14 protein-coding genes are annotated in these 13,173 nt (G+C 63.6%); 11 read left to right on the top strand and 3 right to left on the bottom strand.

The features are described 5' to 3' along the window. The first annotated feature begins 42 nt into the window (after positions 1–42). The 9 genes from M1D40_RS12600 to murA all read left to right on the top strand — a co-directional run bounded on the left by M1D40_RS12600 (position 43) and on the right by murA (position 8,023). Complete coding sequence (locus tag M1D40_RS12600; protein ID WP_207377341.1) at positions 43–255, top strand: ATP synthase subunit c family protein; 213 nt, start codon at positions 43–45, stop codon at positions 253–255. A gap of 42 nt (positions 256–297) precedes the next feature. After that, the gene (locus tag M1D40_RS12595; RefSeq protein WP_341393651.1) at positions 298–846 is read left to right on the top strand and encodes a F0F1 ATP synthase subunit B; all 549 of its coding nucleotides are present in this window, start codon (positions 298–300) and stop codon (positions 844–846) included. Next, positions 846–1,661 (top strand): F0F1 ATP synthase subunit delta, encoded by an 816-nt coding sequence (locus M1D40_RS12590; protein WP_341393652.1) that lies wholly within the window; start codon positions 846–848, stop codon positions 1,659–1,661. Before M1D40_RS12595 ends, M1D40_RS12590 begins: the two co-directional genes overlap by 1 nt. A 103-nt stretch (positions 1,662–1,764) precedes the next feature. Continuing rightward, positions 1,765–3,402, top strand: coding sequence for a F0F1 ATP synthase subunit alpha (gene atpA, locus M1D40_RS12585; protein ID WP_341393653.1), 1,638 nt, complete (start codon positions 1,765–1,767; stop codon positions 3,400–3,402). A 101-nt stretch (positions 3,403–3,503) separates the two neighbouring features. Then, the gene (locus M1D40_RS12580; RefSeq protein WP_341393654.1) at positions 3,504–4,397 is read left to right on the top strand and encodes a F0F1 ATP synthase subunit gamma; all 894 of its coding nucleotides are present in this window, start codon (positions 3,504–3,506) and stop codon (positions 4,395–4,397) included. A gap of 77 nt (positions 4,398–4,474) precedes the next feature. Beyond that, positions 4,475–5,938, top strand: coding sequence for a F0F1 ATP synthase subunit beta (atpD, locus tag M1D40_RS12575; RefSeq protein WP_341393655.1), 1,464 nt, complete (start codon positions 4,475–4,477; stop codon positions 5,936–5,938). Positions 5,939–5,943: 5 nt separating this feature from the next. Further along, complete coding sequence (locus M1D40_RS12570) at positions 5,944–6,237, top strand: F0F1 ATP synthase subunit epsilon (protein WP_104052449.1); 294 nt, start codon at positions 5,944–5,946, stop codon at positions 6,235–6,237. Between the two features lie 9 nt (positions 6,238–6,246). Beyond that, complete coding sequence (locus M1D40_RS12565; RefSeq protein ID WP_341393656.1) at positions 6,247–6,675, top strand: DUF2550 domain-containing protein; 429 nt, start codon at positions 6,247–6,249, stop codon at positions 6,673–6,675. 82 nt (positions 6,676–6,757) lie between these two features. Further along, entirely contained in the window at positions 6,758–8,023 is a 1,266-nt protein-coding gene (gene murA / locus M1D40_RS12560) for a UDP-N-acetylglucosamine 1-carboxyvinyltransferase (protein ID WP_461169038.1), read from the top strand. Positions 8,024–8,128: 105 nt separating this feature from the next. On the opposite strand, the gene M1D40_RS12555 is transcribed toward murA, so the two are convergent. Both M1D40_RS12555 and nucS read right to left on the bottom strand, forming a co-directional pair. Continuing rightward, a complete protein-coding gene (locus tag M1D40_RS12555) occupies positions 8,129–8,332 on the bottom strand; it encodes a cold-shock protein (protein ID WP_104101230.1) in 204 nt (67 codons plus the stop codon). Positions 8,333–8,644: 312 nt separating this feature from the next. Continuing rightward, positions 8,645–9,340, bottom strand: coding sequence for an endonuclease NucS (nucS, locus tag M1D40_RS12550; protein WP_341393658.1), 696 nt, complete (start codon positions 9,338–9,340; stop codon positions 8,645–8,647). A 40-nt stretch (positions 9,341–9,380) separates the two neighbouring features. Here nucS and M1D40_RS12545 point away from each other — a divergent pair, with 40 nt between their 5' ends. After that, positions 9,381–9,749 (top strand): hypothetical protein, encoded by a 369-nt coding sequence (locus M1D40_RS12545; RefSeq protein ID WP_341393659.1) that lies wholly within the window; start codon positions 9,381–9,383, stop codon positions 9,747–9,749. Here the strand turns inward: M1D40_RS12545 and M1D40_RS12540 are convergent. Further along, positions 9,746–11,071, bottom strand: a complete 1,326-nt coding sequence (locus M1D40_RS12540; protein ID WP_341393660.1) for an AI-2E family transporter — start codon at positions 11,069–11,071, stop codon at positions 9,746–9,748. The genes M1D40_RS12545 and M1D40_RS12540 overlap by 4 nt on opposite strands. A 239-nt stretch (positions 11,072–11,310) precedes the next feature. Between M1D40_RS12540 and M1D40_RS12535 the strand changes: the two genes are divergently transcribed. Beyond that, positions 11,311–13,116: a hypothetical protein gene (locus M1D40_RS12535; protein WP_461169037.1), complete on the top strand. Its 1,806-nt coding sequence runs from the start codon at positions 11,311–11,313 to the stop codon at positions 13,114–13,116. Positions 13,117–13,173: the final 57 nt, after the last annotated feature.

Here is a 13,173-nt window from a genome sequence, read left to right as displayed (position 1 = left end):
CCAAGCAACCTGCCCTCAGGGCATCTTGAAAGGAAAATGAACATGGAAATCTCGGGTAGCCTCAACGCAATCGGCTATGGCCTCTCCGCTATCGGCGGCGCCATCGGTGTGGGCCTTGTCTTCTTCGCCTACATCAGCGGCGTTGCACGCCAGCCGGAGGCACAGCGCGTCCTCCAGCCGATCGCCTTCCTGGGTCTGGCACTGACCGAAGCACTCGCTATCCTTGGTCTGGTTCTCGCGTTCATTGTTGGCTAATCCCAGCCGACCGACCAACCAAGCAGATAGGACGGGTGAATTATGGATCAGGTAGTTCTGTTGGCAGCCTCTGAAGGCGCCAACCCCCTGATTCCCAACGTCTGGGAAATCCTGGTGACGGGAATCAGTTTCGCCATACTGATGTTCATCGTCGTCAAGTTTGTGGTGCCGGCCTTCGAGAAGACGTACGCAGAGCGCACGGAAGCCATCGAAGGCAACATCGCGAAGGCCGAAAAGGCCCAGGCCGAGGCCAGCGCAGCGCTGGACGAGTACAAGGCACAGCTTTCCGATGCCCGCGCAGAAGCTAACACCATCCGTGAAGAAGCACGCGCCGAAGGCGCCCAGATCCTCGCGGAACTGAAGGCCAAGGCAGCTGCGGAATCCGCACGGATCACCGAGCAGGCACAGGTGCAGATCGCCGCAGAGCGGCAGGCGGCCGTTACGTCGCTCCGCGCTGAGGTAGGCACGCTGGCTACCGAGCTGGCCGGACGCATCATCGGCGAAACGCTCGAGGATGACGCCCGCGCTGCACGCGTGGTTGACCGTTTCCTTGGGGAACTGGAAAACGAGAACGCAGGTGCAGCTAGGTAATGGCAGGAGTATCGAGCGAATCACTGGCCATGGCATATGAGCACCTGGAAGCCAAGCTTCCGTTTGCTTCGCTGTCACTGGCAGAGGAACTCTTTGGAATCCTGGGCGTTCTCGACAGCAGCGCCGGTATCCGGCGTGCGCTGACCGACCCCGCCCGTCAAAGCGATGACAAGGCGGCGCTGGTTTCACAGCTGGTACGCGGCAAGGTTTCGGCTGACGCTGAAGCCATTGTGGCTGATCTGGTCTCCTCGCGTTGGCGGTCTCCGCGTGACTTGGGTGATGCGCTCGAGGAACTGGCTGCCACTGTTGTTTCAGCAACGGCCGAAAACAGGGGATCGGGCCTTGCCGGCCTCGACGCCCTGGAAGACGACCTCATCCGGTTCAACCGGGCGGTAGCTTCCAGCCACGAGCTGCAGCGGGCATTGTCCGAGCCGCAGGCATCGCCTGAGGCGAAGATCCGTCTGGCAGAAGCGCTGGTGCCCGGGGCTACTCCCGAAGCACTGGTGCTGATCCGCCAGGCAGTCACGCATCCGCGTGGCCTGAAGCCCAGCGCCCTCGTGGCACGCTTCCTGGAGCTCGTCGCCGGGCGCCAGAAGCGCTGGATTGCCGAGGTTCGGGCCGCCCGTCCGTTGACCCAAGAGCAGCTTTCGCGTCTGCAGTCCTCTCTTAATGGACTCTACGGCCGTGAGTTGAAGATCAACGCCGACGTTGACCCGTCACTAATCGGCGGCGTGCGGATCGCAGTGGGAGACGAGATACTGGATTCATCAGTAGTTTCCCGTCTGTCCGACCTCCGTCGGAAGCTCGCGGTCTAGCCGTCTTCACGGACGGTATGAGACCAGATCACGAACACTTGAGAACTAATCACGGTCATCGGCACCAAGCGATGATCACAACACAGGAGAGCAGGGACTGCAGATGGCCGAATTGACCATCAACGCCGACGACGTCCGTAATGCGTTGAACGAATTCGCGGCGTCCTACGAACCCGGAAACGCAGAGCGCGTTGAAGTTGGCCGCGTAACAACCGCCAGCGACGGCATTGCCCGTGTGGAGGGCCTGCCCTCCGTCATGGCTAACGAGCTGCTTCGGTTCGAGGACGGCACACTGGGCCTCGCCCAGAACCTTGACACCCGTGAAATCGGTGTCGTTGTACTCGGCGACTTCGCCGGGATCGAAGAAGGCCAGGAAGTTCACCGCACCGGTGAAGTCCTGTCCGTACCCGTGGGCGACGCCTTCCTGGGCCGCGTTGTCGACCCGCTGGGCGAGCCGATGGACGACCTGGGCCCGATCGAGGCTGAAGGACGCCGTGCACTGGAACTCCAGGCACCCGGCGTCACCCAGCGCAAGTCGGTCCACGAACCGCTTCAGACCGGTCTCAAGGCTATCGACGCCATGATTCCGATCGGCCGCGGCCAGCGCCAGCTGATCATTGGTGACCGCAAGACGGGTAAGACCGCCATTGCCGTTGACGCCATCCTTAACCAGAAGGCCAACTGGGAATCCGGCGATGTCCAGAAGCAGGTGCGCTGCATTTACGTAGCCATCGGCCAGAAGGCATCCACGGTTGCTGAAATCAAGCGGACCCTCGAAGACCGCGGCGCAATGGAGTACACCACCATTGTTGCTTCCCCGGCTTCGGACCCCGCAGGCTTCAAGTACCTGGCACCCTACGCCGGTTCGGCCATTGGCCAGCACTGGATGTACGGCGGCAAGCACGTCCTGATCATCTTTGATGATCTGTCGAAGCAGGCCGAAGCCTACCGCGCCGTATCCCTGCTGCTCCGGCGCCCGCCGGGCCGCGAAGCCTACCCGGGCGATGTGTTCTACTTGCACTCCCGCCTGCTGGAGCGTTGCGCGAAGCTCTCCGATGACCTCGGTGCCGGTTCCATGACGGGTCTTCCCATCATCGAAACCAAGGCAAACGACGTCTCGGCGTACATTCCGACCAACGTCATCTCCATCACCGACGGCCAGATCTTCCTGCAGTCGGACCTCTTCAACGCCAACCAGCGCCCCGCCGTCGACGTCGGTATTTCCGTCTCGCGCGTCGGTGGTGCTGCACAGCAGAAGGCCATGAAGAAGGTCTCCGGTACGTTGAAGCTGGAACTGGCCCAGTACCGCGACATGCAGGCATTCTCCATGTTTGCTTCGGACCTGGACGCAGCCACCCGTCAGCAGCTCACCCGCGGTGCGCGCCTGATGGAACTCCTCAAGCAGGGTCAGTACGCTCCGTACCCCGTTGAAGAGCAGGTTGTTTCCATCTGGGCCGGCACGAACGGCTACCTGGACGATGTTCCCGTGGAAGATGTGCTCCGCTTTGAAGGCGAGTTCATTGACCACCTGAAGCACAGCACTTCAGTGCTGACCACCCTGGCACAGACGGGCAAGCTTGAGGACTCCACAGTGGATGAACTCAAGAAGCGCGTTGTCGCGTTCAAGGAAGGGTTCTTCGGCGAAGGCGACAACCACATGGTTGCTGCCGGCCACGAAGAACACTCCGCCCTGGGCGAAGACGCTGTTGACCAGGAAAAGATCGTCAAGCAGAAGCGCTAACGCCTTTGTAGTTCCGTGTCCGGGTCCTTGGGGATCCGGACGCGGAACCCTTGGCCTTTGCCTTAGCCCCTAGTAGAACGCTAGGAACTGAAAGGAAAAGTATGGGAGCCCAAATTCGGGTCTACCGTCAGAAGATCGCTTCGACGACGTCGATGCAGAAGATCTTCAAGGCGATGGAGCTGATTGCTGCCTCTCGCATTGGAAAGGCGCGCACCCGTGTGGCTGCGTCACTGCCGTATTCCAATGCGATCACCCGTGCCGTTTCTGCTGTGGCGTCCCAGTCGGAAATCGATCACCCGCTGACTACCGAGCCGGAGCAGATCCGCCGGGCAGCCATGGTGGTCCTGACTTCCGACCGTGGTCTTGCTGGTTCGTATTCCGCCAGTGTGCTCAAGCAAAGCGAATCCTTGGCCGAACTGCTCCGTGAAGAGGGCAAAGAGGTCAAGACCTACCTGGTGGGACGTAAGGCGCAGGCGTACTACGACTTCCGTGACCGCGAATCTGCGCGTGTCTGGACCGGAAATACCGATGCACCGGACTTTGAAACCGCCCGCGAAATCGGCCGGGCGCTCCTCGACGACTTCAACACCGACTACGAAGACGGCGGCGTGGATGAAATCCACATCGTCTACACGCGCTTCAAGTCGATGGTTGTCCAGGAACCCACGGTGATCCGCCTGCTTCCGCTGGAGGTAGTCGAGGAAGAAGCGAAGTCCGAGACTGAGCTGCTGCCTCTCTACGAGTACGAGCCCGAGCCCGAAAAGGTTCTTGACGCACTGCTGCCGCGCTACATCGAGTCGCGCATCTTCGCAGCCATGCTTCAGGCAGCCGCTTCCGAGCTTGCCGCCCGCCAGCGCGCAATGAAGTCCGCCGGGGACAACGCCAGCGACCTTATTAAGAAGTACACGCGACTTCGCAATAACGCCCGCCAGGCCGAGATCACCCAGGAACTGTCCGAGATTGTGGCCGGTGCCGACGCGCTCAGCGCGTCCTAGCTCCAGCTTCCAACAGGCGTAGTTCCACCAGAAGCAAACTTAGTCCACACGCCATCTAACTGAGTGAAGTGAGAGAGATGACTGCCCAAACTGTCGAGCACGGATCTGATTCCGTAGCCTCGGGTGCCACCGGCCGTATCGCCCGTGTCATCGGCCCGGTTGTCGACGTCGAATTCCCGGCTGACGCAATCCCCACCATCTACAACGCGCTGACCACCGAGCTGACGCTCAACGGTGAGACCCGCACCATTACGTTCGAAACGTCCCAGCACCTCGGCGACAACCTCGTGCGCGCCATCTCCATGCAGGCCACCGACGGCCTGGTCCGCGGCGCAGCCGTCGTGGATACCGGCGCGCCGATCTCCGTCCCCGTGGGCGACGGCGTCAAGGGCCACATCTTCAACGTCCTGGGCAAGCCCCTGGACGTCACCGAAGACCAGCTGGAAATCACGGAGCGCTGGCCGATCCACCGCAAGGCTCCGAACTTTGCGGACCTCGAAGGCTCCACCGAGATGCTGGAAACCGGCATCAAGGTCATCGACCTTCTCACCCCGTACATCAAGGGTGGAAAGATTGGCCTGTTCGGCGGCGCCGGTGTCGGCAAGACCGTTCTGATCCAGGAAATGATCACCCGTGTTGCCCGCAACTTCGGTGGTACCTCGGTATTCGCCGGTGTCGGCGAGCGTACCCGCGAGGGCAACGACCTCTGGGTTGAAATGGAAGAGGCAGGCGTCCTGAAGGACACCGCCCTTGTGTTCGGCCAGATGGATGAGCCGCCGGGAACGCGTCTGCGCGTGGCCCTGTCCGGCCTGACCATGGCGGAGTACTTCCGAGATGTGCAGAACCAGGACGTGCTGCTCTTCATCGACAACATCTTCCGCTTCACGCAGGCAGGTTCCGAAGTTTCAACGCTTCTGGGCCGCATGCCGTCCGCTGTGGGCTACCAGCCGAACCTGGCCGACGAGATGGGTCTCCTGCAGGAGCGCATCACGTCCACCAAGGGTCACTCGATTACGTCAATGCAGGCCATTTACGTGCCTGCTGATGACTACACCGACCCGGCCCCGGCCACCACGTTCGCGCACCTGGACGCCACCACGGAACTTTCCCGTGAAATCGCCTCGCGCGGCCTGTACCCGGCCGTGGATCCGCTGACCTCCACGTCGCGCATCCTCGACCCGCAGTACGTGGGCCAGGAGCACTACGACACGGCTGTCCGCGTCAAGCAGATCCTTCAGAAGAACAAGGAACTGCAGGACATCATCGCCATCCTCGGCATCGACGAGCTTGGTGAAGAGGACAAGATTGTTGTGGCACGTGCACGCCGCATCCAGCAGTTCCTGTCGCAGAACACCTACACCGCCAAGCAGTTCACCGGCGTCGAGGGCTCCACGGTTACCATCAAGGAAACCATTGAGGGCTTCAAGGCCATCTGCGACGGCGACGTGGACCACATCGCCGAGCAGGCCTTCTTCAACGTCGGCAGCATGGACGATGTCATGGCCAACTGGGCGAAGATCCAAGAGCAGACCGGGAAGTAAGCCCTATGGCGAACACTGCTGAACTCGAAGTTGAGATTGTCGCAGCGGACCACTTCGTGTGGTCCGGCGCGGCAAAGATGGTCAAGGCACGCACGTCCGAGGGTGACGTCGGGATCCTTCCCGGCCACACTCCGCTGCTGGCCATCCTGGCTGAAGGCGAAATGGCCATCGAGCCGGTCTCCGGTGCCCGCTTCACGGTGAACGTCGACGGCGGATTCTTTTCCGTCGACAGCAACCGCGTGGTGATTGTCGCTGACAATGCTCAGATGAACGACGCAGCCAACGCTGGGACTCGCTGACCCTTCCCAATGAGCAGCTCTTATTTGTTCATTGCGCTGGCAGGGCTGCTGTGCCTGCTGCTGCTGGCAGTAGTTCTGTTCGGGGTGCGCCGCAGCCAGCTGCGGCGCGCCCTCGGTACTTTCGACGCCTCCATTTGCCTCCCGCCCGGCGGGTGGCAGATGGGGGTTTGTCGTTATACGGATACCCACTTGGAGTGGCTGCGCCTCATTTCGCTCAGTCCCCGTCCGCCCCACCGTTTCCTGCGCAGCTCGCTGGAGATCGGCAGCTGGCGGCAGCCCACAGAGGCCGAGCGCGCCCGGATCCAGCCCGGAGCCATTATCGTAACGCTGAAGTACGAGGACCGCGAAGTTCTGATCGCCATGAACTATGACGTCTACACCGGTCTCTCCTCCTGGCTCGAAGCCGGTCCCGTCATCGGCATCGGCACCTGGCGCTGATCCGCGCTGACACCGGGCTGAACCGGCCCGGGCCGCCGCGCCCCGGTCCAGCGCCGCCGTTCATCCACCCTAGTATTGAGGGATGGAAGACGTCATAGTTGTTACCGGTCCCTCCACGCTCAACGGAGCGGTGAGCGTACCCGGAGCCAAAAACAGTGTCCTGAAACTCATGGCCGCCACGCTGCTGGCGCAGGGACCCTCCACCATCACCAACGTTCCCAATATCCAGGATGTCTGGATCATGGCCGAGCTTTTGCGCCGGCTGGGCTGTGATGTGGATTACGACGTCGAGGCGGCCGCGGTGACCGTTGACGTCCCCGAAGTGCCGGGTCACCAGGCCGACTATGACCTCGTACGGGCCATGCGTGCCTCCATCTCCGTCCTCGGCCCACTGGTGGCCCGCTGCCGGCAGGCGGAAGTAGCGCTGCCCGGCGGCGATGCCATCGGCTCCCGCGGCCTGGACATGCACCGTGCCGGACTTGAGCTGATGGGAACCACCATCACCATCGACCACGGTTATCTGATCGCCTCAGTGCCCGAAGGGCTGGTCGGTGCCCGGCACCTGCTGGACTTTCCCTCCGTGGGTGCGACCGAAAACCTCATGATGGCCGCCACGCTGGCCGCCGGCACCACAGTCATCGACAACGCGGCCCGCGAGCCGGAAATCACCGACATTGCCGAGATGCTCAACGAAATGGGCGCGCGTATCTCCGGGATCGGAACCAACACCCTGGTCATCGAAGGAGTGCAACGGCTGAACCCCGTTGTTCACCGGGTGGTTCCCGACCGCATCGTCGCCGGCACCTGGGCCTTCGCTGCCGCGGTGACGGGCGGCTGCATCGAGATCCGCAATGCGGACGCCTCAGCCCTCGCCGTCGTCCTGGACAAGCTCACCCAGTCCGGCTGCACCGTCACGGTGGGGGAGGACAGCTTCACCGTCAAGGGAACCGGCCGGCCCGAACCGATCAACGTGTCCACCCTGCCCTATCCGGGTTTCCCCACCGATCTGCAGCCTTTCGTCGTGGCGCTGAACGCCGTATCGACGGGCTCCGGCATGGTGACGGAGAACGTCTTCGAAGCACGCTGGGGGTTCACCTCGGAACTGGCGAGGCTGGGCGCGGTGATCCGCCTGGACGGCCACCACGCCCTCATCCAGGGGGTTCCCCGTCTCTCCGGTGCTCCGGTGGAGGCCAATGACATTCGCGCCGGAGCGGCACTGGTGATCGCCGGGCTGGCCGCCGAGGGCACCACCGAGGTGCGCGGCGTGGACCATATCGACCGCGGCTACGAACGGTTCATGGAGAACCTGCGCGGCCTGGGGGCACGCGTGGTCCGCCGGCGCAGCTGACCGCCGTTAACCAAGGAAGTCCCCGGCATGTGCCGGGGACTTCAGTGCTGTCCGGGCAGGCCCGGGCAAGAAACAGCTGCAGTAAAGAAACAGCTGCGGTGAAACTTAGAGGGCGGTGACGCCCGTTGCCTGGGGGCCCTTGGCGCCCTGGCCGATTTCAAACTCAACACGCTGGTTCTCGTCGAGCGTCTTGAAGCCACCGGTCTGAATCTCAGAGTAGTGAACAAAGACGTCGCCGTCTGAATCGTCGGGAGTAATGAAGCCGAAGCCCTTTTCAGCGTTAAACCATTTGACGGTACCCTGTGCCATTTTGTTTCTCCTCATAAGTGGAACTACCGACCGCCACACCCCGCGACGGCCTTATGTTACTGAAACGGGAAGGCTCAAGTTCCTTGCCATTCAGCAGTTCCTTGAGGAGCTTCACGCTCGCAACGGTCTTGCGAGCATGAATAACACCTACACAAAGACTGGTTATAGGATTACACACGCCTAATGGCTGGTCAACGAATTTGCCGAAAAACTTTCCAGGTAATGCGGAAGCCCACGGACTGCATCGGAAAAAGGTGCCGGGGTCCGGTTTTGGCCATATTGGCCGGGTGCCGCACCGGGGCCGGCAAGGAGCTAGAACAGCCGTGAGGCGGAGTCGTCCACCCCGCGCATGGCGTCGTAGTCGAGGGTCAGGCAGTCGATGCCGCGGTCGGCGGCCAGCACCCGGGCCTGCGGCTTGATCTGCTGTGCGGCGAAGACGCCGCGGACCGGTGCCAGCAGCGGATCGCGGTTCAGCAGTTCGAGGTAGCGGGTCAGCTGCTCCACGCCGTCAATGTCACCGCGCCGCTTGAGTTCCACGGCCACGGTGGCGCCGGAGGCATCACGGGCCAGGATGTCCACCGGACCGATCGCGGTCATGTACTCGCGCCGGATCAGCGTGAATCCTTCGCCGAGCTTGGTGATCTGCTCTGCCAGCAGCCGCTGCAGATCGGCCTCCACGCCGTCCTTGATCAGTCCCGGATCCACGCCCAGGTCATGGGACGTTTCGGAGAACCGCTCGTAGATGCTGATCACGAGCTTGTCATCGGTCTTGGCGCTCTGGACGTTCCAGGTTTCGATGACGCCCGTTGCGGCGTCGTCCTCTTCCGGAGCGGTGATGCGCAGGGTGGCCGGAGGGCTCATCCAGTTCAGGGGTTTGTAGGAGCCGCCGTCCGAGTGGATCAGGACGGAACCGTCGGCTTTCACCATCAGCAGACGGACGGCTAGCGGGAGATGGGCACGGAGGCGGCCGATGTAGTCAACAGAGCAGCGGGCAATTACTAAACGCACAGTTGCACTTTACCGGCTCCGCTGCGGCAAAATGACTTGTATGCCCCGTTCCAACCGTCCCCGCCGCCCGCCCGGCGCAGCCAACGCCAATCTGGGCCGCAGCGCCCGCAGCAAGTGGGCAACTCCCGCGGCCGAGCTGGACCTGGAGCGGACCCGTGCCGGAATACCGCAGCGGGAGAGCGCCGCGGACGGCGAATGGTCCGTGCGGCAAATCACGGCCCGCAACGCGGCAAAGGACTACAAGTGCCCCGGCTGCGGCATGGTGATACCTCCGGGCGTGCCGCACCTGGTGGTGTGGCAGGAGGACTCCCTGCTGGGCAGGGACACGGCAGTGGCGGACCGCAGGCACTGGCATGAGCGGTGCTGGCGCACCCGCAGGACCGGCGGCGGGCGCCTGGGGCGCCGCTAGCGCTGGTCCTGGCGGCTGATGAACACTTCCTTGAGGAGCAGCAGCACCGCTGCGGCGGTGGGAATGGCGATCAGTGCGCCGAGCACGCCCAGAAGGCTGCCTCCGGCGATGACTGCAATGACGGCGACTGCGCCGGGCACCGCCACGGCACGCTGCATGATGCGGGGGGAGACGAAGTAGGCCTCAAACTGCAGGTAGGCGACGTAGAACAGGGCAAAGACGACGGCGGTCTGCCAGCTTTCGGTAAGCGCAATCAGGGAGACCACGATGAGCGCAATGGGCGGACCGACCAGCGGGATAAAGGCCAGCAGCGCGACGACGAAGGCCAGCAGAACCGAAAAGGGCACGCCCGTGATTGACATGACAACAAAGGCGTAAGTGGCGTCGAGCACTGCCACGAGCCCCTGTCCGATCACGTAGTTGCCGACGCTGCTGGTGATTTCTTCCGACAGTGCCTCCACCCGGCGTCGCCGGCCCCGCGGAGCCAGCCGGTACGCCCACATCTTCATGGAGGGCAGCGATGAGAGGAAGTAGAGCGTCAGGACCAGGATGATGAGCGCACCGAAGAGACCGTTGGCAATGACCGTGCCGACCGACAGCACTCCGCCGAAGACCCCGCCCAGGGCGTCCGAATTCGTAAAGAACCTGTTCGCTTCTTCTTCAATCCGTTCGCGGACATGGAACTGTTCATCGACATTGACGAAGAAATCGGATTCAAGGAACGTGTTGACGTAGCCGGGGGCGTTATTAATGATCTCCGTTGTCTGGCGGACAATCGTGGGAATCAGTGTCGCGAAAAAGCCGATCACTATGCCCGCCAAGCCCAGCACGGTAATCGCGATTCCGGCCGGCCGCGGCACGCGCCGTGCACCGAGCCAGCGGACCACCGGGTCCAGGCCCAGGGCGATAAACAGTGCCGCGCCAATCCAGACCAGCAGTTCGCCCACATTGGTGAGGATGAAATAACCCAGCAGGGCGAAGCCCACTCCCACGGCAAACATGAAGCCGAAATGGATGGGATGGGCATTCATGCCGGCGGACGGAAGTTCGGCGGGGCCCGCCGGTGCGCCCTCTGAAGCGGTTTCGGCGGAGGGGACGCTGCGGGCGGCGGTTGCGCCGGCCGGCGCGTCGACGTCGGGCGGAAACTCGAACCGTCGCCGGGGGCGGGCTCCGGGCACATGGTGCGGAACTGACTGGCGGAGCCGCTCGGAAGCCGCCGCAAGGAATCCCCGCCGCGCCGCGCCGTCGGGCGGGGTCGGCTGCCGGGCCGTCCGCGGAGCCTCGCGGGGCTCGCCGGCCGGCTGGTCCTGGTTCTCGCCCATTTTTTTGCTTGTCTCCTGTATGTAGCGAACGCCCGGGATCGGAAGCGCCAGATTACCAGCCATGCTGCGCCCGGGTGCCGGCCCGGGGTGCGGGCAGGCACCGGAATGTGACCGTTCAGTGGATTTCGTTACCATTGGGTTATAAACCCGTTGACCGGCCCATAGCCAAGAGGGTCCACGTCCCGTTTTAGCCGCACCTACAGGTGATGCGAAGTACCGAGACTGAAGATAGGTAGCTTGTGCGAAACAAAATTGCAGTTCCGCTGATCGTGATCGGAGTGCTGCTGATGCTTGTGGGCATCGGGCAGCGCACCTTCTGGGCTCCGCCGGGCACCGTCACGGCCGAAGCCCCGTCCGCCGATCAGCAGGCACCGCTGACTGTCATCGGCACTGATGTCCTCACTGCCCACCCCGACGGCGTTGACCTCACCTTCTCGGGAGAGGGCCCCTTCCTGATGGCCGTGGGCCGGGCCGACGACGTCGATGCATGGGTTGGGGACGCCACCGTCCTGCGGGTCGCAGCCGACGGAGACAGCCTGGCCTCCGAGGTCACTGAAGGAACTCCCACCGTTCCCAATCCGGCCGGATCCGACCTGTGGGTCTCCGAGCAGGAGGTCGACGGTGAAACGACGTTCACCTGGGACGCCCCGGCTTCCGGCGACTGGCAGATCCTGCTTGCTTCAGACGGTACGGCCCCGGCGCCCGCAGGCGTTTCGGTCACCTACGCCAACGATGCGTCCACACCGTTTGCCGTGCCGCTGATTGTCGGCGGCGCGCTGCTTGCCGTTCTCGGCCTTGCCCTGGCCTTCGTTGCGGGCCGCGGCAACACCGGCCGCCGTTCGGGCGGCGGGGAACCGTCCGCCGAGGGCCCCGCCCGCAGCACGGCCGACGCTGCCCATCCGGTAACCGACAGCACCACCTCACTGCCCGCGGCTGAACCGGCGCCCGCTGCCGGACGGAAGCCCGGAGCCTCCGGCACCACGGCCTCGGGCACCACGGCCTTCGGGATCCTGCCGGTCCTGCGCCGTCGGGGGCCTGCCGCCGCGCTCAGCACCGCGCTTGCCGCTGCCCTGGCCTTCAGCGCCGCCCCCGCGCCCGCCCTGGCCGGACTTCCGCTCACCGCGGGTCCCACGGCCGAGCCGGCTGATGAAGCCACCCCGCCCGTGGTCCTGAAGTCGCAGCTGGAACGGATCCTCGTTGACGTCGCGGCCACCGTCCAGGAAGCGGATGCCGCCAAGGACCCTGCCCTGCTTACCGAGCGCGCCGCCGGTTCGGCCGCCACCCTCCGCGAGGCCGGGTATGCCACGGCAGCCAAAGTACCCACCCACCCGGCACCGGAACCGGTAGCTGCGGAGCCGCTGAAGACAGACCTGATCATGGGCGGAACGGAATTCCCGCGCAGCGTGGTTGCCGTTACCCAGGGCCCGGAGAACGAGGTTCCGCAGGCACTGCTGCTGGAACAGGCCTCGGCACGCGAGAACTACAAGCTGGTTTCTTCCATCCGGATGCTTCCCGGGACCACCTTCCCGCCGCGCCCGTCCACCGGCGCCGGTGTTAATCCCGCCCCGGCGGACTCCGCCGACGGCCTGACCGTCTCTCCGCAGATCGCCGTGCAGGCACTGGCCGATGCCCTGACCAACCCGGCCGGCGCCAACAAGGACACCTTCTCGGCCAACACCTTCGCCGACGCGGTGACCAAGTTCCAGTCTGACGTTACGGCGAGCCCGGACAACGAGTTCGCGAACATCACCTTCAACCACACGTCCGTGCCGGACGACACGCGCGCCCTGCGCACCGCCGACGGCGGAGCCATTGTGTTCGGCTACATGGACAGCAGCTACACGAGCGTTCCCAAGGAAACCGGCGACTCCATCAACCTTGAGGGCACCGTCTACCAGACGCTCACGGGTGAAACCAGCACCGAAGAAGGCATTGACGTCAAATACGGAGAGGGCGTCATGCTGTACGTTCCCCCGGCCGGAAGCACCGACCAGATCCAGGTCATCGGCGCCGTCCAGGAACTGCTCTCAGCAACCCTGAAGTAGCCCCACCCTCCATCAGGGGAAACCGGGTTGCCGGTGACCCGAGACCGCGTAATAAGG

This window comes from Arthrobacter sp. Z1-15 (assembly GCF_054792395.1).
The sequence above is the reverse complement of the archived record's forward strand: the minus strand, read 5'-3'. Positions and strand labels throughout refer to the sequence as shown.

What these genes read in the sequence shown, in the direction of transcription:
- M1D40_RS12590 (WP_341393652.1), top strand. Translation starts at nt 846, where the DNA reads ATGGCAGGAGTATCGAGCGAATCACTGGCCATGGCATATGAGCACCTG.
- M1D40_RS12600 (WP_207377341.1), top strand. Translation starts at nt 43, where the DNA reads ATGGAAATCTCGGGTAGCCTCAACGCAATCGGCTATGGCCTCTCCGCT.
- atpA (WP_341393653.1), top strand. Translation starts at nt 1,765, where the DNA reads ATGGCCGAATTGACCATCAACGCCGACGACGTCCGTAATGCGTTGAAC.
- murA (WP_461169038.1), top strand. Translation starts at nt 6,758, where the DNA reads ATGGAAGACGTCATAGTTGTTACCGGTCCCTCCACGCTCAACGGAGCG.
- M1D40_RS12540 (WP_341393660.1), bottom strand. Translation starts at nt 11,071, where the DNA reads ATGGGCGAGAACCAGGACCAGCCGGCCGGCGAGCCCCGCGAGGCTCCG.
- M1D40_RS12595 (WP_341393651.1), top strand. Translation starts at nt 298, where the DNA reads ATGGATCAGGTAGTTCTGTTGGCAGCCTCTGAAGGCGCCAACCCCCTG.
- M1D40_RS12565 (WP_341393656.1), top strand. Translation starts at nt 6,247, where the DNA reads ATGAGCAGCTCTTATTTGTTCATTGCGCTGGCAGGGCTGCTGTGCCTG.
- M1D40_RS12580 (WP_341393654.1), top strand. Translation starts at nt 3,504, where the DNA reads ATGGGAGCCCAAATTCGGGTCTACCGTCAGAAGATCGCTTCGACGACG.
- atpD (WP_341393655.1), top strand. Translation starts at nt 4,475, where the DNA reads ATGACTGCCCAAACTGTCGAGCACGGATCTGATTCCGTAGCCTCGGGT.
- M1D40_RS12570 (WP_104052449.1), top strand. Translation starts at nt 5,944, where the DNA reads ATGGCGAACACTGCTGAACTCGAAGTTGAGATTGTCGCAGCGGACCAC.
- M1D40_RS12555 (WP_104101230.1), bottom strand. Translation starts at nt 8,332, where the DNA reads ATGGCACAGGGTACCGTCAAATGGTTTAACGCTGAAAAGGGCTTCGGC.
- M1D40_RS12545 (WP_341393659.1), top strand. Translation starts at nt 9,381, where the DNA reads ATGCCCCGTTCCAACCGTCCCCGCCGCCCGCCCGGCGCAGCCAACGCC.